This is a genomic window from Cobetia sp. L2A1 (assembly GCF_009796845.1).
In the GTDB taxonomy this organism is placed as follows: domain Bacteria; phylum Pseudomonadota; class Gammaproteobacteria; order Pseudomonadales; family Halomonadaceae; genus Cobetia.
The window spans coordinates 2650883-2670904 of sequence record NZ_CP047025.1; the positions used below are offsets into that span (position 1 = coordinate 2650883).

The window sequence follows — 20022 nt, forward strand, 5'->3', positions numbered from 1 at the left end:
GTGACTGATTTAATTAATCACATAAAATAAGGGGGATTATTGCTATTGTTATCCTCGAGAATTTTGGTGGAAAACTACCACTAAATTTTCTTTCTACATAAAGCTTGCAACCCTACTTCCTTTCCCTCCCAAGCAATACGCAAGCGCTCTCCATCCTGCACAAATTTGACTTCCTGACTGACACAGCTAGCCAGAATACGATGCTGTCGCTGGGCGAGAATCTGCCACGTCATATGGCTGACATCCTGACGCGCATCGCTGTCGATGATGTCGTGCTCCTCATTCGACTCACCATCGCCGTGCTGCCCATCCCCGTGCTGCCCGTAGCCCTGCTGAAGTGCCGGCATCAGCTGGGGATGACTCTCCAGGCGCAGCCGATAGTCACGCTGCCCGGCGCTCAAGGTAAAGGTCGTTTTCTGTTGCGCACAGGCCACCGCCGAGTGCAAATTCCACTCCAGCGCGAAGGGGTGCTCACCCGAGAGCTCATCAAGGATCACGAGTCCGACCTCCCGCAGCAGCACGAGAGTACGAATGACGCGTAAGTCGCCTGCATAGGCAGCGCTCATGTCCAGTCGCAGCACCACGGCGTTGTCGTCATAGTCATGCGAGAGTAGCTGCGCGGTGGCATCGGGATCATCCAGCCGCTGCCCTCCCCCCGCTATCAGGGGAACGTTGTGCGCGCGCGAGGTACGCGTCCACTCACGGTGATGCTGGCTGCCGAAGGCGTAGCCATAGCTGCCGGTGGGACACAGCAACGAATGGCCGTTGTCGATGAGGCTGATATTGCCTTGGTCCGCATGACGGTGAGAGCTGTTGCCAAACGGGCTGCAACGATAGCGCAACTCAAGCTTGGCGAAGCGATCGAGGCCATGCCCGGCATGCGAGTAGAAGGCATGACGGGAGTCACCATGGGTCTGAGGTTCGAACCTGTCCTGCTGCTTGATGCGTTCATGAGTGAGACGAAGCTGGTCCCGTGTCGGGATGACATCCAGCAGATGCAGCGAGTAGACCTCTATCCTGTCTTCAAGGGCGCGACTCGCGGCGATGTCTTCCGCGCTCCCGAAGCGTTCGGCATAGAGACGCAGGGGATTCTGAGCGAAGAAGCCCGGCCATTCCTTGCCTTCTGGCCGACACCAGAAGCCATCGCCGAAAGGATGCAGGTCGTTGTCTGACGCCACGAAGTCACGACAATAGGCCAGATAATTGGCGTAGAACGGATGCTGGTAGAAGGAGAAGCCCGTCAGCCGTTCCACCGCCAGAAAGAACGGATGGAACCACTTGGTGTAGGAAGAGGAATAGAAGGCCCCTTCTGCCCAGCCACCGTCAGCGCCACCATAGAACGGCAGTACGCCGCGATAGAGATCCAGCGCGTATTGCAGCCATTGCGTGCACTGCGCAAGGTCGTGCTCCTTGTGCAGTACCAGTGCCGCCACACCGAGATAGGCCGGCAGGCGCGAGGTATGCGAATGGCCGGGATATTGCGCAAAGTCATCCTGTTCAAGACGCAGCATCATCTGCTGCGCGACCCGCACCAGCAGCGAGCGCACGAAGACGCCCTCGCCCTCGGCCAGCAGAGGACGCAGCCAGTGATAGGCAAGGAAGACGTTGCGCGCCAGAGACAGCCCGACCTCATCCCCCCACCGACACGGTCTCACCAGTGACGCCGGGCCATCCGTGCTCCACTCGGCCAGAGTGAGCAGGCGCGTCACCGCGGCTTTGCCAGCCGCCTCATCACCGTCAATGCGGTAGAGAAGACACAGCGCCATCAGGTCTCGGTCGATCCACTCGCGCATCTGATGGATGGCAAGACGCTTGTAACGCTCTCGTCCCTGGCGATAGTGATCGGGATAGACCGGCAGCGAATGCTTGAGCGCCACGTCTGCGGTCGCGCGCAGTCGCGGCAGATGTGGCGTGGCGGCCTCGCGTACCTGAGCAAGGTCACTCTCCGGATAGAGCATCCATTGCTCCCAGCCTTCGCAGGCCACAAACAGCGCGTCGGCCCGGGGCGCCAGATAGTCGGGCTCCTTGCCGGTCAGCGTGAAATCGATCCAGGCCGAGCTTTCCCCCCTCTCATCGATGACATGCCATTGATAGTCACCGGGCGCCAACAGGGTATCGAGCAATACCGGCGAGCAGACCGCCTCACGACACAGCGCCTCGCCAGTGTCGCGTTTGATCAGCTCGAAGGTATAGCGCACGTCCGTCCCGGCCATGGGCCAGGTGAAGGCAGGCGGATTGGTACTGGCAGCAAGAGCCGCGCAAGGCGACAGAAATACCTGAAAATCATGGTCTCGTGATAACAGCAGCATTCGGCCTCTCCCTTACCTCCAGTGATAATCGCCCGTCTCGCGATCGATATGGCCGATCTGTCGTGCCGGCGTGCCGGCAAAGATGGCGTAGTCCGGTACATCACCGGTGACCACTGAATTGGCACAGATCAGGCAGCAGCGACCCAAGGTACAGCCCGGTGTCACGACCACACCGGAGGTCAGCCAGGCACCCTGCTGGATGATGACTCGCCCCTTCACCTCATCGGAGCGCGCACTGAAGCGGTCATCCTGAGGAGAATATTGGTGATTGGAGGCCACGATCGAGACATGCGGCCCGATCAACACATGCGAATGGAGGGTGACATCGCCGTTGATGTAAGCCTGCAGGCCGATATAGACCTGCTCATGAATGGCAGCCTTGTCATGGGGACGCACGATGGCGCCGGGGGCGATTCTGATGCCTTCCGCCATGAAACCGAGGATATGTGCACGCGTCTGATCATCCTCGCGGTTGTTGCTGGCCTGCAGATACAGCGTGAATTTCTCGAACTCTTCCTCGCTCAGCGCGCCACCATGCTTTGACTGAACTGACATGTCGTCTCCTGACTGAACCGTTGACCTCTCTGATATCCAGCATCACAGGAAGAGAGAGGATCGCTCCCCTCTCTCCGCATGATCTCCACACGATCTCTATGTGATCTCCACGTGATGCCTGGACACTACGATGACTTGTGAATGGGGTTCATGAGTGAGACGTCTGATAACTCACGTCATGCTCCTTGGTCTGACCGACGCGATTCATGAGGAAGCCAAGCGCCCCGAGAATCGCCGCAATGACGACGAAGATGAACCGGCCCGTCATGTCGTTGGGCACCAGTACCAGCAGCAGTACCCCGAAGGCGGAGGCCATCAGCAACTTGCCCAGCAGCAGGTACGGCTGACGATCCTGCTCAAGTGTCTCAGGCGTGTCTTCACAAATGACCGGTGTACTGACATTGTCGAAGAACTCGGCAATCTCCGCGGCACGCTCCGCTGATGGCGCCTTGTAGAACAGCGTCGTGAGCAGGAAGAACGGCAGCGTGATCAGAAGGTGCCCACCGACGCCCAGGGTGACGGATTTCAGCTCGGCAAACTCGCGCCCTTCCATCGGCTGCGCCATGCCCATCACGGACTGCACCATCTCCGGCGTGACGCCAAAGGCAATGATCGCCGACACGCACATCCCCACCAGAATGGTGCCCCAACCGGCCCAGTCCGGTGTCTTGCGAATGAAGAAGCACAGGATAGCCGGAATCAGGAGCGGGAAGCCCACCAGGGTACCCACCAGCATCATCGCGTCGAACAGCCCGAATTCCTGCAAGGTGGTCAAGAACAGCCCCGCGCCGATCACGATCAAGCCGAACATGGCCGTGAAGATCTTGCCCGCCAGCATCAGTTTCTTCTCATCGCCGTCCTTGCAGAAATACGGCTCGTAGACGCTCTTGACCAGTATCCCGGCATTGCGATTGAGCGCGGAGTCCATCGACGACATGGTGGCCGCGAACATGGCAGAAAGCATCAAGCCCACCATGCCCAGCGGCAGCTCGCGTCTGACGAAGATGTAATAAGCGGCGTCTGCCTGATTGCTGCCCAGGTCCGCCAGGCCCCAGCTCGCCGGGTCAGGATAGTTGCCCGCCACATACCAGGCCGGCAGAAACCAGATGCTGGTACCGAACAGCGTCAGGCCGCAGGCAAGCAATGCCGCCTTGCGCGCATGTTTGGTGTCCTTGGCAGCTACATAACGGTAGGAGTCGATCATGTTGTTGGTGCTGAAGAACTGTTTCACGAAGATACAGATGAACCAGCCGACGAACAGGTAGCCGTAGCTGTAACCATCGCCGAGGAAGGCATGCTCCGGCAGTCCCTTGCTCATCAGGTTTTCCATGCCCCCCGACTTGACGACGGCGACCACCGCAGCCACGAAAGTCATCACGGTCAACAGCACCATCTGCAGGAAATCAGACGCAATGACGGCCCAGCTACCGCCCACCAGCGACATGAACAGCACTACGAAACCGGCGCCGGCGACGGTCTGTGCGATCGGGATGTCCAGCACGGCACTCACGAACACCGACAGACCATTCAGCCAGATGGCAGCCTGCATGACATTCAGTGGTACGTTGGCCCAGGTGAATACCTGCTCGTTGACGCGCCCGAAACGCAGCCGAATGCCCTGAATCGGACTGACGACCCGCATCTGCCGTGCCTTGGCCGCGAAGAACAGATAGTTGATGAAGTAACCGGCGGCATTGGCAACGAAGACGATGACGATGGATATCCCGCCCGTCAGTGCCTTGCCCATCAGCCCGGTGAAGGTCATGGCGCTCAGCGACATCATGAATGCCGTGGCCCCGACCATCCACCAGGGCATGCGGCCACCGCCACGGAAGTATTCATTGGTCGATTTGGTGGCAGAGCGATATAGCCAGCCCAGCAACATCAGGAATGCAAAATATACCAAGACAATCAGTATATCGATGTTCATCTTTTGCCTCTTTATAGTTATATGGCGTATGGCGTGCTGAAGTAGAGGACAGCGTTGGAGTGGTCACGCTCACACGGCTATCTCGGCTTCTGATGCCGTGACGATCGTTACGCCCTCCTTGGCAAACGATAATGAAATGGCGTTTCAGCAAAGCTAGCAGCGGGGCACTAAAGATGAAACATCGTTTTAATTCTTAATTGATATATAAAAATACTTTTATATGGAGTTTTCCTAACGTTATTGATAGCCGCCTGAATTCCAACAAGAGCAATGAAATAGAAAGTTCAGTATCCTGTTGATTCAACTACGTAAAAATTCAGTATCTACCTACCACTCGCGATACACCTCACATCGCAATCCTCCCTGGATATCAGCGTCATCACTGCACTCATACGACGAATTGCCCTATCAAAAAACAGAGATGAACAGCCTCCCATAAGAAAAATGCATACCCTGCGATAAACTACGCCCCCTACTTACGTCATAGCCTGCACTCCCATAATGCTCGCGATATTCACACAAGCTGATGGAGAGATGCTCGCATGCCCCTGACACCTGCCCTATCCAATGCGCTGCCGCTGACACTGACCGGCGTTGCAGATACCGAGTCCCCGCTGACGCTGAACCTGATCACCGATAACGGTCTTGAGCCTGTCAGCCCACTGTGGCTGCGCGAGCGAACCCAGGACCCGGCGCAATTGGATCAGGTCACGACTCAGCGTCTATTTGACTCGCATGCGATTGACGTCAACATCGCATTGACTGCCGCGCAGGGTGTCGATGACACGCATGTGGAGTTCACCTTCAGTGACGGACATTGCGAGGTGTATGACCTCACGGTGCTGGCGCATGAGCTGCAAGGCATCACGCCGTTCCCGGTCGCCGAGAGCTGGAATGCCAGCATCGACCAGCAGGCGCAGCGGGTGGATTGGCAGAAGATGGGCAACAACGCGGACTTCCAGAAGGCACTGGCCGCTTATCTGCGGTTCGGCTATATCATCGTCACCAACGTGCCGACGGATCCGGAGCGCATCTTAGAAGTCGCCGGTCACTTTGGTTATGTGAAGGACACCAACTTCGGCAGCTACTTCGAAGTCTATTCGCGCCCGACCGGCAACGATCTGGCCTATCGCAGCGTTGCCTTGGGTCCGCACACGGACAACCCGTATCGTGATCCGGTGCCAGGTATCCAGATGCTGCATTGCCTGGTCAACGAGACGACAGGCGGCCTGTCCACGCTGGTCGACAGTCTCAATGCGCTGAAGCTGCTGAAGGCCGAGATGCCGCTGGGCTACGAGTTGCTGCGCACCACGCCGGTTGGCTTCCGCTTCCTGGATGCTGGTACCGAGCTGACCACCCGTCGTTGCGTGATCCGCGAAAGCGATGATGGCGTTCCGATAGGCGTCAACTACAGCCCGCGTCTCGATAACCTGCCGCACATGTCACTGGAGAACACGCGCCTGTATCATCAGGCTCGTCAGCGCCTGGGCCAGCTGTTCCAGGATCCGGCCAACGAGATTCGCTTCCAGTTGGCGTCCGGTGAGCTGATGATGTTCGACAACACCCGCGTGCTGCATGGCCGTACAGCGTTTGACACCAATGAAGGGCGTCGTCACCTGCAAGGCTGCTACATGGATGGTGATGGCCCGCGTGAACGCTTCGCCACGACGCTGATGCGCGAACGCCAGGAAGAGACACAACAAGAACACCGTGAGGAAATGGCGTAATGGAACAGGTTTCATTCATTCAGATGAAGGACGGCACGGCAGAAGACTATGCCCTGCTTGAGCGCCTTGAAGACCAGTTCAATGAAGGGTTGGTAGAACGTCTTCTGCTTGCCTTGCGCAAGCTCGACGATGGCCTGAGCGGTTACAAGGTCAGCCGCCTGGAGCACTCGCTGCAGTCTGCCGCGCGCGCCGAAGCCGATGGCGCCGATGATGATCTGGTCGTGGCCACCCTGATTCACGATCTCGGTGATGAGCTGGCCCCCTACAATCACTCGCAGCTGGCGGCCTCCATCATTCGTCCGTACGTACGGGCGGAGGTCACCTGGATCGTCCATCATCATGGGCTGTTCCAGAAGTTCTACTACGGTCACTTCTATGGCGAAGACCGTAACGAACGCGACATCTACAAGGATCATCCGTGGTTTGAGAAATGTGTCGATTTCTGTGAGCGCTATGATCAGGCGGCCTTTGATCCGGACTACCCGACACCGTCACTGGAGCACTTCGAACCGGCCCTGCGCCGCGTCTTTGCGCGCAAGCCCTTCGATCCGGCAGTGATTGGCGAGGAGCCCAAAGGCGGTTTCGACAGCCCGGTATAAGACATCCCCCTGTGCTTTATCGGTATCGTCATTGCGACACCGCCGATTGATGAATATCGCCTCGTCGCGTATAAGTGCCGCCTACCCTCTCGGTAGGCGGCACTTTCATATTCATCTCCGGGCATTGGCCGCCGTCCCGGATGCGCAACGAGGACGCCCGTGCCTGCCCGCAAGACACCCCCAACCCCTGACGAGACGCTTGGCGCGTCGGATGACCTGCCCTCACTGCGAGGACTGGTCGCCTTTGACGTGACCGTCAGACTAGGGTCGATGACGGCAGCCGCCAGCGAACTCGACACCACTCAGCCGGCCATCTCTCAGCGTATACGTGCACTGGAGGAGCATCTCGGCCATCCGCTGTTCACTCGCCAGGGCGGGCGACTGGTGTTGAACGCCTGTGGCGAATCCTTTCACGCGGAAATCGCGCCAAGCCTTGCGCACCTGTGTGGCGCTGTCACTGAAGTCCGTCAACAGGTACGCAAGCGGGTCCCGCGCATCACCATCGCGGCTGGCGCTGGCTTTGCACATGTCTGGTTGCGACCACGACTGGAGCGGCTCGAACAGGCATTTCCCGAATGCGCCTTCACGTTGCTGCCGATAGACCGTGATGAAGCCCCCGAGATGCAGCATGCCGACATCGCCATTCGCTTCGGCCCGCCGCTGGCCAATGATCATGGCGATACGCTGGTCGTGCAGGAATGCGCCTTCCCGGTGTGTTCCCCGCAATACGCCCAGCGACATGGGCTCGAAGAGGGGTTGACGGCAGAATCACTCGCGCGCATCACGCTGATCCACCTCGATCTGCGTGATTCACGCTGGCTGGATTGGCCGGCCTGGTGTCGTCACGCCCAGCTGCCCGTACCACGGCTGGACAAGGCCTTCCCCTACAACAACTTCCCGCTGACCCTCAATGCCGCGGTCAATCACCAGGGAGTTGCCCTCGGGTGGAGTCATGTCATCCAGGACATGCTCGACGATGGCTCGCTCATCGCACTGACACCCCATATCGCGCGTGATCGCTACGGTTACCGCATGAGTGTGCGTCACCCCAACAGTGCACTGATCACCCCGATCGCTCGCTGGCTGAAGCGAGAATTCACTCAGCTGGCAGGCCCGCTCCCGCCTGACCAGCCACTGGCCTAGCCCCGACCAGCTCCCGATCTAGCCCCGGGGGGGGGGTGAGGCAGGCAACGTCGTGCTCACCAGGTCGTGCTCACCAAATCGTGCTCACAAGATCACGCTCACAACCCCTCGCGTAGAGACTTGAGCACACGTTCGGCACGTGCCGACAATGGCCACTCGGCCCGTGTGATCAACCACAGCGTGTCCACGACCTCTTGCTGCCCTTCAGGCGGTGCGACCACGCGAATCGCCTGCTGATCAGCAAAGGATTCTCGCGCGTGTCGCGGCAGCACGCTGAACCCCAGCCCCCGTGCCACCGGCGCCAGAATCAACCCGATCTGATTGGTGGAACCTCTCTGAGTCAAGGTACTGACGCCCGCATTGCCGGGAAAGCGACGACTGAGCAGGCGCGCCGCCATGTCCAAGCCGTCGGGATGATTGATGAAACCCAGCTCGACGAGATCTTGCCAGCAGGTGATCTCGATGCCGGCGGGCACCACCAACTCCAGTGGCTCATGCGCGAGCTCAGTCACGCTCAGACGCGGATCATCCGGTTTCAGCGTGACGATCCCCAGCTCGAAGCGCGTCTCCAGCACGGCGTCCACTACCTCTCGTGTCGGGGCAAAGCGATGATGGATATTGAGCCCCGGTGACGCCTCTTGCAGTGCCAGCAGACGCGGATACAGCGCAAGCCCGATGCTGCCCGGCGTGATCAGGCGTATATCGCCCTGACTATCCTCATTGCCCGCCAAGCGCTGCGTCAGGCGCTGGTCGGCAGTCTCGAGCTCGCGAGCGTAATCCAGCAAGGCATGCCCGGCGGGGGTCAGCTCCAGCTGTCTGGGCTGACGAATGAACAATCTTCCCAGGCGCTTTTCCAGATGCTGGATGTGCTGGCTGACCGCCGCCTGCGTGAGGTCGAGCTGCTCCGCCGTGCGCGTGAAGTTGCCTGTAGTGACCAGCGCGCGAAAGGTACGCAGCCATTGGGGTTGCAGCATGTCATCTCCTCGATGGCGCAACGGTGAGCAGTGCCGGAACTGCCACCGGTAACGGCGACACATCACCAGCCCAATCATAAGTGATTATTATCACAATCATAACAGGATCGTTGTTTTCATTATCACCAGTGGCGCTCAATATGGCATCCAACGTCACGTAGGCAGTGACTGAAATACCCTATTTCACGACACACATATCATGAGGTGAATCATGAGCAACGAAAAGCACACGCCGTATCCGCGTACCTTCTCGCACATCGGCCTGTCAGTCGGTGATGTGGAAGCAGCCGTCAAGTTCTACACCGAAGTCCTCGGCTGGTATGTGGTGATGGCACCTACCACCATCACCGAAGATGATTCCGCCATCGGCGTGATGTGCAGCGATGTCTTCGGCCCGGGCTGGGGCAGCTTCCGCATCGCTCACCTGTCCACTGGCGACCGTATCGGGGTCGAGATCTTCGAGTTCCCGAACCACGAGACGCCGGAAAACAACTTCGAATACTGGAAGACCGGCATCTTCCACTTCTGCGTCCAGGACCCGGATGTCGAAGGCTTGGCCGAGCGCATCGTGGCGGCCGGCGGCAAGCAGCGCATGCCGGTACGCGAGTACTTCCCGGGCGAGAAGCCGTTCCGCATGGTCTACATGGAAGACCCGTTCGGAAACATTCTTGAGGTGTATAGCCACAGCTACGAAATGACCTACGCTGCGGGTGCCTACGCGAACTGATGGCGTACGAACTGTTAACGTCGTCATCAGATGTCAGGCGAGAGACGATGATCTCGCGATAACGTCTCTCACCAGCGCCTTTCGGCAACCTCTCTCAGCACGCCCCCTCGATCTCATGTCGAGGGGGCGTGCTGCGTTTCAGGAACGACTCGCCGGGCATATCGTCACGACACATATGAATCACTCACACCATATTCCATATGCGGAATAATAGTTCTATATGTGAAAATCAATTTGACACTCATCACTTCACTCCCTAGCCTGTAGGCAAATTCATGGGGAGTGATTCATGCGCACCGACAAGAACTTCATCAACAACGAATTCGTCAACTCCGGCCAAGGCGCGATGATTTCGGTCTACAACCCGGCCACCGAAGCATTGGTGGGCCAGGTACAGGCAGCCACCACTGAAGAAGCCCTTGACGCGGTTGCCATCGCCGCCAAGGCCCAGAAAGCCTGGCGCGTCATGACCAGCACCGAGCGTGCCGGCTATATGCACAAGCTCGCTGACGCCCTGATGGCGCGCAAGGATGCCATCGGCAAGGCATTGGCTGACGAATCAGGCAAAAGCCTGGAAGACGCCACCAATGAAGCTGTCTATGCAGCAGATATCACTCGCTATCACGCCGAATGGGCGCGTCGTATCGAAGGCGAGATCGTGCCGAGTGATACCCCCAACGAAAGCCTGCTGCTGCAACGCGAACCGATTGGTGTCGTTGCCTGCCTGATTCCGTTCAACTATCCGGTATTCACCCTGCTGCGCAAGATTGCTCCCGCGCTGATCACCGGCAACGCCGTGGTCGTGCGTCCCAGCAACAACACGCCCAGCTCCGCCTTCGAGATCGCCAAGGCCGTACAGGATTCCGGTATTCCGGCCGGTATCGTCAATATCATGGCGATGGATCACGGCACTGCCGAAGCAGTATGCACACACCCGAAAGTCGGCATGATCACCCTGACGGGTAGCGTCGGTGCAGGTCGCAAGGTACTGGAGTACTCCCAGGTCAACATCGCCAAGTCTTCGCTGGAACTGGGCGGCAAGTCACCGGCCATCGTCGAGCCGGACGCTGACCTCGAGAAGGCCGCCCAGCAGATCGTGGCCTCTACCCTGACCAACTGTGGTCAGCTGTGTACCGCCATCGAGCGCGTCTATGTGCATGAGTCTATCTATGAGACGTTCGTCGGCCTGCTGAAGCAGCAGATGGAAGGCTACGCGTTCGGCAACCGTCTGGAAGATGCAAGCCACATGGGGCCGCTGATCAACGAAAACTCCCGTCTGAACATTCACCAGATGGTCGAGCGCGCGATTGATGACGGCGCCACGCTTGAAGTCGGCGGTTACACCCCCGAGGGCAAAGGTCATTTCTATCCGCCGACCCTGCTGACTGGCTGCCGCCAGGACATGGAGATAGTGCAGGAAGAGATCTTCGGCCCTGTTCTGCCGGTGCTGTCCTATCGCGATATCGATGAAGCGCTTGAGCTGGCCAACGATCACCAGTTCGGCCTGGCATCCGTGGTATTCACCGAGAACTATCGCACTGCCATGAAGGTCGCCAACAACATTGAAGCGGGTGAGGTCTATATCAACCGCACTCCAGCAGACCCGTATCAGGGCTATCACGCCGGCTGGAAGCGCTCCGGTCTTGGCGGCGATGACGGCAAGCACGGCATGCTGGACTACACCCAGACCCGTCTGGTCGTCATGAACTACTGATCGCGCTCCCCGCGCCATGTGCCCTCGAGATACTGGTTATCCCGAGGGCATTTTTCAGTCCATCACCTCCTTCTTCCTGCTGATGATGAGCCACGACAGCGCGGATCCTGTGCTGCTCGACTCACTCCTCAGTCAGTCACTTCTGTATAGCCTGTGACCACTTAAAGGCCTGCCACCATGAAAGTCGTCAGTTGCGAAACACACATCGTTGCCACTCCGCCGCCCCACGTAGGCGGCATGTATTGGATCTTCGTTCAGCTGCGGACCGCCTGCGGCATCGAGGGGGTCGGTGAAGTCTATGCCGCCACCTTCCACCCGGAAGTGATGAGCAAGGCCATCGCGGATGTCTTCTCACGCTATCTGGAAGGCAAGGATCCGCATCACATCGAACGCCTGTACCGTGAAGCCTTCTCCAGCGGCTTCACCCAGCGCCCGGATCTGACCATGATGGGTGTGCTCAGCGGCCTGGAAATGGCCTGCTGGGACATCGTCGGAAAAGACGCAGGTCTGCCGGTCTATGAGCTGATTGGCGGCAAGATTCACGACAAGCTGCGCTCCTATACCTACCTGTATCCGAAGGATGCACGCGGCAATTACGACTACGACAATGTCGAACTGGCCGTCGAGTGTGCGCTTGAGAACAAGGCCAAGGGCTTCACCGCGCTGAAGTTCGATCCAGCTGGCCCGTACACCGCCTATTCCGGCCAGATGCTGTCATTGGAAGGCATGGACAAGAGCGCCACCTTCTGTCGCCGTATCCGTGAAGCGGTCGGCAACAGCTGCGACCTGCTGTTCGGCACCCACGGCCAGATGACACCGGCGTCCGCCATTCGTCTCGCCAAGTATCTTGAACCGTATGATCCGCTGTGGCTGGAAGAACCCGTGCCGCCGGGACAGAGCGAGGCCATGGCACGTGTGGCAGATCACACCTCCATTCCAGTGGCCACCGGTGAGCGTCTGACCACCAAGTACGAATTCCATGATGTGCTCAAGCACAATGCAGCTTCGATTCTGCAGATGAATCTGGGGCGTGTCGGCGGCATTCTGGAAGGCAAGAAGATCGCGGCACTGGCCGAGGTCTACTACGCCCAGATCGCCCCTCACCTCTATAACGGCCCGGTCGGTGCTGCTGCCAGCATTCAGCTGGCAACCGCGACGCCCAACTTCCTGATTCAGGAAAGCATCGGCACCTGGGATGGCTTCCACGCCGATGTGCTGCAGGAAAAGATCGAGTGGCGTGATGGCTACATCATTCCGTCCGACAAGCCGGGACTGGGTGTCGAGCTGAACATGGACGTCGTGCGTGCCAACTCCCCCTATACCAGTCGCGCATTGCACCTGAGCATGGACCCACGTCCGTATGACGTGAAGGAACAATCAGGGTCAGACTGGAAACTCCAGCCGGAGGCATAAAGGCGATGGAATACGATTTCGTCATCGTGGGCGCCGGATCGGCGGGGTGTATCCTCGCCAACCGACTCAGTGAAGATGGGCGTCACACCGTGCTGCTGCTGGAAGCGGGGGGGAAGGACCTCTCGCCGTGGATCAAGGTGCCAGTCGGGTTTGCCAAGACTTACTACAACCCGACCTACAACTACATGTATTACAGCGACAGTGAAACCGCGATGGGCGGTCGCAAGATCTACACCCCGCGCGGCAAGGTGCAGGGTGGGTCTGGCTCCATCAATGCCATGATCTATGTGCGTGGCCAGGCATCGGACTTTGATGACTGGGTAAGTGCCGGCAATGAAGGTTGGTCATTCAAGGAAGTACTGCCCTACTTCAAGCGTCTGGAATGTCATCCGGCGGGGGATACTGAGTATCACTCAAGCAAGGGACTAATCGGGATCACGCCGCTCAAGAAAGGCGCGCACCCCATCTGTCAGTCCTGGCTTGAAGGTGCCCGTCAGCTGGGATACACGCTCAATGAAGACTTCAATGGCGCCACCTTCGAGGGTGCCGGCATCTATGAAGCCAACATTCGCAAGGGTCAGCGCGATTCCAGCAATACCGCCTACCTCAAACCGGCACTGTCGCGTAACAACCTGACGCTCAAGCATGTCTCGCGGGTAGAGCGCGTGCTGCTGGAAGAAGGCCCGAACGAGACACCGCGTGCCACGGGCGTCGAGTATCGTGTTGCTGATGAGGTAGTGAACGTCACGGCACGCCGCGAAGTCATCGTGTGTGCCGGTGCGGTAGATTCACCCAAGCTGCTTCAGCTCTCCGGCATCGGTGATACAGAGCAGCTTGCGGAGCACGGTATCGCCTCAAGGGTACACCTCCCTGCCGTGGGCCAGAACCTGCAGGATCATCTGTGTACCAGCTACTATTACCGCGCCAATCGCACCACGCTCAATGATGACTTTTCCTCCTTCTGGGGACAGGCCAAGGCGGGACTCCAATATCTGGTGAACCGCAGTGGTCCCCTGGGGATGAGCGTCAATCAGGCGGGGGGCTTCTTCCGCGGGCGTGACGAAGAGACAGAGCCGAACATCCAGCTCTACTTCAACCCGATGTCCTACCAGATTCCCAACGATCCGAAAGCCAAGCTGACGCCGGAGCCGTATTCCGGCTTCCTGCTGGCCTTCAATTCCTGCCGGCCGACCAGCCGTGGCAGCATTTCCCTGGCCTCGTCTGATCCTGCGGTGCCTGCGGTGATTCGCCCGAATTACCTCAGCACCCAAAAGGATATTGATGAGGTGATTCAGGGCTCGCGACTGATACGCAAGATGATGGGCGCACCGGCGTTACAGGCCGTGACCGAGTGTGAAGTCGCACCCGCTGAGCGCGTGCATGACGAGCAGAGCATGCTGGAGTACTTCCGTGCTGAGGGTGGCTCCATCTATCACCTGTGCGGTTCCTGCGCGATGGGGCCGGACAAGGAAAGCGCGGTGGTCGACAGTCGCCTCAAGGTGCATGGCGTCACGGGCCTGCGAGTGATTGATGCCTCCATCTTCCCCAATATCACCTCCGGCAATCTGAATGCGCCGGTAATGATGGTGGCGGAGAAAGGCGCGGACATGGTGCTCGCCGATCACGCCAGCCGAGCTTGAGGCCTGGCCTGTCAAGGCCTTGAAGTGGCCTTGAAATCAGGACAGCGCCTGATGTCAGGCACTGTCCTGATGACGTCTCTCAGCTGAGAGACTGTGCATCTGGTATTCTATCGGCCAGCCATAACCTTCGGCACTCAGCCGAGGCAGTCATCTGTCTCGGCTGAGTGCCGTATTCACGGTGCCATGCCTTGCCTTACGAGGCGAAGGCCAATGAGTGCCTGCATCCGCGTTCTGGAGTCACTGCGCGTTCATGAATCTCGAGAAAACCAAGGCGCCCGCTGTCGATCATAGCGTCCTGATCCTTGATCTCCTTGCGGCAGCCTCCTACCCGCTGACGCTATCGGAGATCTGTGAAGCGACCGGCATTTCCCCTGCGACAGGGCACCGGGTGATCAACGCTCTGCTGCATCACCAGTTGGTGGCCAATGACCCGGGGCGCAAGAAGTCATACTGCATCGGCTCGCGGATCTTCCAGATTTCCTCGACGATCTACAACAAGCAGAGCCTGATTCCCGTCTTCTATCCCATCGCCGAAATCTTGAAGAACGAGATTCATCGCTCGATCTTCCTGTGCATTCCCATTGGCGATCAGGTGGTGGTGATCTCGAAGGTCGATGCCTCCGGCAGTGGTAGCTACAACCTCTATATCGGCAAGACCATGCCGCAGCATGAATCCGCGGCAGGCAAGGCGATTCTCGCCATGCGCCCTGAAAGCTCACGCAGCCTGTATCTAGACGCGGCGACACGTACCAATCCTGGCCTTGCAGAGAGTCGTGAAGACGTGGACAGCGAGCTGAAACGTGCCCAACGCCTGGGATACGCCGTCTCCAGCGGTGAAGCCGAGGGTCAGCTGAGCTGTATCGCTGCCCCTGTCCTCAATCTGCGCAATGAGCCGATTGCCGCCATCAGCGCCGTGATCAGCAGTGACTGGCTGAACCCGCAAGAAGCTCGCGCCTATTCCAAACATCTGGTACAGGCGGCGCGCCAGCTCTCTTCACGCATCATTTGATGCTCGGTAGCATTTCATGCTGCACTGCACAAAGTCTTGCCACTATATATACCTGTTTTTCACAGGGGTGTTTTCGATCGCGATCGTGTGTGTTTTCTGAAGACTGGCGGCGAATCTCCACCGCCTACCAGGCAACCTGAAACGCAGTACGCCCACCTCTCGTTCTGATGGAGAGACGGGCGCACTGTATTTCAGATCGCACTGTGTTTCAGATGATGAAACGGCTATCCGATATCAGGACAGCGCTGGGGCTCCGAGAAGTGCTTTCACTTCAACATACTCAGCCAGCCCCTCATCACCCCACTCACGGCCATTCCCTGACTGCTTGTAGCCACCGAACGGTGCATCAAAGGAGAACTCAGCGCCCTGCATATAGCACTGTCCTGCCTGCATGCAACGTGCGATCGGCAGGGCTGCCTCGGCGTCACGGGCATAGACGGCGGATGACAGACCATAGACGCTATCGTTGGCGATCGCGATGCCCTGCTCCAGGGTATCGTAGGGCAGGATACACAGCACCGGCCCGAAGATTTCTTCGCGCGCGATTTCCTGCTCATTGCTGACATTGGTGAAGATGGTCGGGCGCACATAACAGCCTTTATCCAGACCTTCCGGTGCCTCGACACCGCCGAGTGCCAACTCGACGCCGTCATCAATGGCGCGCTGCACCAGGTGCAGTACTCGCTCGCGCTGAAGCTGGGACACCAGCGGCCCCATGGTGGTCGCCGGATCCGTCGGGTCACCGACCACCTGCTCACCTGCGATCTCGACGGCCAGTCGAGTGGCCTCTTCAAGACGTGAGCGCGGCACCAGCAGGCGCGTGAAGGCATCGCAGGTCTGACCGGTGTTGGCCATGATGTTCTCGACACCCATGCGCACCGCCGCAGCCATGTCAGCATCTTCCGTCACCAACAGAGGTGACTTGCCACCCAGTTCCTGGCAGACGCGCTTGACGGTCGGTGCCGCACTTTCCGCGACCTTGCTGCCTGCCGCGGTAGAGCCGGTGAAGGAGACCATGTCCACCTGCGGATGACCGGACATCACCGGGCCGATCTCATGCCCTTCTCCCGTCACCACATTGAAGACACCTGCAGGCAAGCCGACCTTCTCGAAGATCTCGGCCATGATGAAGTCCTGCAGCGGCGTCTGCTCCGCTGGCTTGGCGATGACGGTACAGCCGGCCGCCAGTGCCGGTGCCAGCTTGCCGATCAACTGGTGCAGCGGATAATTCCACGGATTGATCAGCGAACACACGCCGATGGGCTCACGCATCAGGATGACATCGCCCTTGCGCTCATCTTCTTCCATACGGAAGGCACGCTCGGCGTAGTAGCGCATGCCTTCAATGGGACCTTCGACATGCATGGCACCCACGAGCTGCACTGGGCACCCCATGGTCATGACCTGCACGTCGCAAAGTTCCTGGAAACGGCGCTGCATTTCATCGGCAGCGGCCATCATCAGATCATGACGTTCTTGCGCAGACGTCATCGACCAGGCTGGCAGCGCCTGACGCGCTGCCATGATGGCAGCCTCTACATCCTGTTCACCGGCACGTGGAACGCTTGCACACAGCTCACCGGTAGCCGGATTGATCACATCCATCCGCTCACTGCCGGTGGGGGCCTGCCACTGTCCATTGATGTAGAAGTTGTCGTGATGTTGCATGCCAAACCTCTCGATTCTGGTGGGAGTGAAGACTATCCCTGAGGGTGTTACCAAAACGCAACTGCCCCGGAGGCCACATGCGTGGCACTCCGGGGCAGTCTTGATCGCTTAGTGGCGACCGGTGACCTTGACTTCGTAGCCGATTTCTTCCGGCTCGTCATCGGTCAGCTCTGCCGGGAAGCCGGTGCCAAGCACCTGGACATCAGCAGATTCCTCGAGGCGACGAATGATGTTGGACGACCATTCACGCGGGCCGAAACGTTCCTGGCCATCACGGAAGATGTCCATCAGCATCGGGGAGATTTCCAGCGGCACCTCCAGATTCTTGGCCAGGGTATCGAACAGACCGACATCCTTGAGCACCAGATCCATGGTGAAGCTGATGTTGCGGCTACCGTTCAGAATCACCTGAGACTCTGTCTCGTGGACAAAGGAATTACCTGAGGAGATCTTGATTGCCTCGTAGGTGGTATTCATGTCCAGACCTGCCTTCTTGCAGACGGTCAGGGCTTCCGCCACGGCGCACAGGTTGGCAGTGGCCAGATAGTTGGTCATCACCTTGAGGACAGACGCGGTACCCAGCTCACCGGTGTGCAGTACACGACGACCCAAGGTGGTCAGCACCGGCAATACCTGCTCGAAGGACTCACGATCACCACCGACGAAGATGGAGATATTACCGGTGGCGGCGCGGTGGCAGCCCCCAGAGACCGGCGCTTCCAGTGCCTTGGCACCGGTGGCCAGCACCTTGTCGGCGATACGACGCAGTTCGCTGTCATCGGTAGTGCTCATCTCGAGCCAGATCTTGCCTTCGCACAGACCGGCAATGATGCCGTCATCGCTTTCCATCACGGCGCTGCAGGCAGCCGGTGACGGCAGGCAGGTGATGATCATGTCATTGGCTTCAGCGAGGGCCTTGGAGGAGTCAGCCCATTTGGCGCCCTGCTCGAGGAAAGGCTTGGCGGTTTCCGGGTCAAGGTCACGCACGGTGACGTCGTGTCCATTACGCAGCAGACTACCTGCAAGCTTGCCACCTACGTTGCCTAGACCAATGAATCCGACTTTCATGTGCTGTCCTCTCGTTGCTGTCTGCGGGCTGTCTCGTATATGACGAATGCCATGTTGAGGCTCACCGTACGGGCCAGAGGCGCAGGCAACAATTCATAAGAATTTTGTCACTGGTAACAATTTTTTTGATCGCACACCAAGACGCCACCCGGAGGTGGCGTCTTGGTGTGCATATCCTGCGGGACATGTCGGAGCAACGGGGGGATGTCTCAGGGTGACAGCACTTGTGAAGGACTGGCCTGGCTCTGGATGTGCAACCAGTTCAGCAGCGTTGCCACGCGCGGGTCCTGCGCCAGTTCGCGATGGCAGACGGCGCCCCACTCCCCTTGCCCCGTGATCACCTGCCCCGTCGGATTGACCAGACGACCGGAGGCCAGATCATCATCGGCAAAGGGGCCATTCACCAACGCCACACCCTCGCCACGCGCCGCCATCTCCAGCGCAACGACCAGCGTATCGACCACGATGCAGTTACGGCTCGGGCATGGGCCCAGCGCCAGAGTCTCGAAGTAGCTGTCCCAGTTCCACCCCTCGGTATAGACCCCGATCAACGGCAAGGTCTTGAGGGCATCGCTGGGCAGCGGCATTGCTTCATCCTCAAGCATCTGCGGGCTGCACACCGGGAACAGACGCGAATCGAACAGCGGTTGCCAGTGCAGATGATCGGCAAGCGGGGCGTCGCGGAAGACAATACCGACATCGGCATTGGCCTCATCGAATTCCCAGCCGAGGCTGCAGGTCATCAACTTGAGTTCAACCTCAGGATGCGCCGTCTGGAAATCCGACAGCCTGGGGGCCAACCAGCGTATCGAGGTCGTGACGTAGACCTGCACCGTCAGCGGTTGGGAATGCTGCATCTGACGCAACGCTTCTGCCCCTTGCACCAGACCTGCCAGCGCCTCGCGTACGACCGGGTAGAAACGCTGTCCAGCCGCGGTCAGCACGACGTGTCGCCCTTCGCGCGCGAACAGCTTCACGTCGAGACTCTCTTCGAGCCGCTGAATCTGATTGGCAATGGCAGGATGGGTCAGGTGAAGCTCTTCGGCGGCAGCGCGCAGGCTGAGCAATCGCGCGGCAGCCTCAAACCCTTTCAGAGAACTCAGTGGAGGAAGTTTCTGTAGCGGCAGAGGGGTCGGCATGGGGAACGCTCACGAGAGACTGCTACGCCATGAGGGACATCGAGCAGCAATCGAATCAGGGGTGATAAACACGAAGGCCTGCCAATGACAGACCCTCGAACAATTGATCACGATGATATCAAACCCATCGTACCCCGTAATGCCGCACCGCATGAGGCTTTCCCGTGAAAGACATCAGCTCGAAAGGCGCACGTCGAAGATATGATTCAAAAGCGACGCCAGCTGGCCGTCAGCACAACACCTGAGATTGGCTATCTTGCTGCAAAGGATGGCATCGAAATGCCTGATGCGCTGCTTATCTAGGAATTTTCACTATCCCAATTACGACCCCTAGCGATCCATTCACGCACACAGAGATGAATTATCGACAATTCTTGCAATACTCAGCTCGCTTCTCGATGACACTC

At 58.7% G+C, this 20022-nt stretch carries 15 protein-coding genes; 8 read left to right on the plus strand and 7 right to left on the minus strand.

The genetic code is table 11. The features are described from left to right. Window positions 1-80: 80 nt before the first annotated feature. From GQR90_RS11320 to GQR90_RS11330, 3 genes are all read right to left on the minus strand, one after another. Entirely contained in the window at window positions 81-2309 is a 2229-nt protein-coding gene (locus GQR90_RS11320) for a heparinase II/III domain-containing protein (protein ID WP_158774200.1), read from the minus strand. Between the two features lie 12 nt (window positions 2310-2321). After that, entirely contained in the window at window positions 2322-2864 is a 543-nt protein-coding gene (locus GQR90_RS11325) for an acyltransferase (RefSeq protein WP_158774201.1), read from the minus strand. Between the two features lie 148 nt (window positions 2865-3012). Continuing rightward, the gene (locus GQR90_RS11330; RefSeq protein WP_158774202.1) at window positions 3013-4794 is read right to left on the minus strand and encodes a sodium:solute symporter family transporter; all 1782 of its coding nucleotides are present in this window, start codon (window positions 4792-4794) and stop codon (window positions 3013-3015) included. Window positions 4795-5336: 542 nt separating this feature from the next. On the opposite strand from GQR90_RS11330, the gene GQR90_RS11335 reads away from it, so the two are divergent. The 3 genes from GQR90_RS11335 (at window position 5337) to GQR90_RS11345 (ending at window position 8263) form a co-directional block, all read left to right on the plus strand. Further along, window positions 5337-6521: a TauD/TfdA family dioxygenase gene (locus GQR90_RS11335; protein WP_158774203.1), complete on the plus strand. Its 1185-nt coding sequence runs from the start codon at window positions 5337-5339 to the stop codon at window positions 6519-6521. Next, entirely contained in the window at window positions 6521-7120 is a 600-nt protein-coding gene (locus tag GQR90_RS11340; protein ID WP_158774204.1) for an HD domain-containing protein, read from the plus strand. The genes GQR90_RS11335 and GQR90_RS11340 overlap by 1 nt, the downstream gene beginning before the upstream one ends. 159 nt (window positions 7121-7279) lie before the next feature. Next, a complete protein-coding gene (locus tag GQR90_RS11345) occupies window positions 7280-8263 on the plus strand; it encodes a LysR family transcriptional regulator (RefSeq protein ID WP_158774205.1) in 984 nt (327 codons plus the stop codon). 98 nt (window positions 8264-8361) lie between these two features. Here the strand turns inward: GQR90_RS11345 and GQR90_RS11350 are convergent, their stop codons facing one another. Continuing rightward, a complete protein-coding gene (locus GQR90_RS11350; RefSeq protein WP_158774206.1) occupies window positions 8362-9237 on the minus strand; it encodes a LysR family transcriptional regulator in 876 nt (291 codons plus the stop codon). A 211-nt stretch (window positions 9238-9448) separates the two neighbouring features. Here GQR90_RS11350 and GQR90_RS11355 point away from each other — a divergent pair, with 211 nt between their 5' ends. The 5 genes from GQR90_RS11355 to GQR90_RS11375 all read left to right on the plus strand — a co-directional run bounded on the left by GQR90_RS11355 (window position 9449) and on the right by GQR90_RS11375 (window position 15740). Then, the gene (locus tag GQR90_RS11355) at window positions 9449-9964 is read left to right on the plus strand and encodes a lactoylglutathione lyase family protein (RefSeq protein ID WP_158774207.1); all 516 of its coding nucleotides are present in this window, start codon (window positions 9449-9451) and stop codon (window positions 9962-9964) included. A 289-nt stretch (window positions 9965-10253) separates the two neighbouring features. Further along, the gene (aldA, locus tag GQR90_RS11360) at window positions 10254-11678 is read left to right on the plus strand and encodes an aldehyde dehydrogenase (protein ID WP_158774208.1); all 1425 of its coding nucleotides are present in this window, start codon (window positions 10254-10256) and stop codon (window positions 11676-11678) included. Window positions 11679-11855: 177 nt separating this feature from the next. Beyond that, a complete protein-coding gene (locus tag GQR90_RS11365; protein WP_158774209.1) occupies window positions 11856-13091 on the plus strand; it encodes a mandelate racemase/muconate lactonizing enzyme family protein in 1236 nt (411 codons plus the stop codon). Between the two features lie 5 nt (window positions 13092-13096). Beyond that, window positions 13097-14731: a GMC family oxidoreductase gene (locus GQR90_RS11370; protein ID WP_158774210.1), complete on the plus strand. Its 1635-nt coding sequence runs from the start codon at window positions 13097-13099 to the stop codon at window positions 14729-14731. A gap of 250 nt (window positions 14732-14981) precedes the next feature. Further along, window positions 14982-15740, plus strand: coding sequence for an IclR family transcriptional regulator (locus GQR90_RS11375; protein ID WP_144727245.1), 759 nt, complete (start codon window positions 14982-14984; stop codon window positions 15738-15740). 234 nt (window positions 15741-15974) lie between these two features. Here the strand turns inward: GQR90_RS11375 and GQR90_RS11380 are convergent, their stop codons facing one another. The 3 genes from GQR90_RS11380 to GQR90_RS11390 form a co-directional block, all read right to left on the minus strand. Further along, entirely contained in the window at window positions 15975-17408 is a 1434-nt protein-coding gene (locus tag GQR90_RS11380; RefSeq protein WP_158774211.1) for an aldehyde dehydrogenase family protein, read from the minus strand. A gap of 108 nt (window positions 17409-17516) precedes the next feature. Then, complete coding sequence (locus GQR90_RS11385; RefSeq protein WP_158774212.1) at window positions 17517-18476, minus strand: NAD(P)-dependent oxidoreductase; 960 nt, start codon at window positions 18474-18476, stop codon at window positions 17517-17519. Window positions 18477-18685: 209 nt separating this feature from the next. After that, window positions 18686-19615 (minus strand): LysR substrate-binding domain-containing protein, encoded by a 930-nt coding sequence (locus tag GQR90_RS11390; protein WP_158774213.1) that lies wholly within the window; start codon window positions 19613-19615, stop codon window positions 18686-18688. Between the last annotated feature and the right edge of the window lie 407 nt (window positions 19616-20022).

Excerpts from the sequence above, each read along its gene's own strand:
- aldA (WP_158774208.1), top strand. The coding sequence starts at position 10,254 with ATGCGCACCGACAAGAACTTCATCAACAACGAATTCGTCAACTCCGGC.
- GQR90_RS11375 (WP_144727245.1), top strand. The coding sequence starts at position 14,982 with ATGAATCTCGAGAAAACCAAGGCGCCCGCTGTCGATCATAGCGTCCTG.
- GQR90_RS11320 (WP_158774200.1), bottom strand. The coding sequence starts at position 2,309 with ATGCTGCTGTTATCACGAGACCATGATTTTCAGGTATTTCTGTCGCCT.
- GQR90_RS11370 (WP_158774210.1), top strand. The coding sequence starts at position 13,097 with ATGGAATACGATTTCGTCATCGTGGGCGCCGGATCGGCGGGGTGTATC.
- GQR90_RS11385 (WP_158774212.1), bottom strand. The coding sequence starts at position 18,476 with ATGAAAGTCGGATTCATTGGTCTAGGCAACGTAGGTGGCAAGCTTGCA.
- GQR90_RS11335 (WP_158774203.1), top strand. The coding sequence starts at position 5,337 with ATGCCCCTGACACCTGCCCTATCCAATGCGCTGCCGCTGACACTGACC.
- GQR90_RS11380 (WP_158774211.1), bottom strand. The coding sequence starts at position 17,408 with ATGCAACATCACGACAACTTCTACATCAATGGACAGTGGCAGGCCCCC.
- GQR90_RS11365 (WP_158774209.1), top strand. The coding sequence starts at position 11,856 with ATGAAAGTCGTCAGTTGCGAAACACACATCGTTGCCACTCCGCCGCCC.
- GQR90_RS11330 (WP_158774202.1), bottom strand. The coding sequence starts at position 4,794 with ATGAACATCGATATACTGATTGTCTTGGTATATTTTGCATTCCTGATG.
- GQR90_RS11340 (WP_158774204.1), top strand. The coding sequence starts at position 6,521 with ATGGAACAGGTTTCATTCATTCAGATGAAGGACGGCACGGCAGAAGAC.
- GQR90_RS11355 (WP_158774207.1), top strand. The coding sequence starts at position 9,449 with ATGAGCAACGAAAAGCACACGCCGTATCCGCGTACCTTCTCGCACATC.
- GQR90_RS11390 (WP_158774213.1), bottom strand. The coding sequence starts at position 19,615 with ATGCCGACCCCTCTGCCGCTACAGAAACTTCCTCCACTGAGTTCTCTG.
- GQR90_RS11350 (WP_158774206.1), bottom strand. The coding sequence starts at position 9,237 with ATGCTGCAACCCCAATGGCTGCGTACCTTTCGCGCGCTGGTCACTACA.
- GQR90_RS11325 (WP_158774201.1), bottom strand. The coding sequence starts at position 2,864 with ATGTCAGTTCAGTCAAAGCATGGTGGCGCGCTGAGCGAGGAAGAGTTC.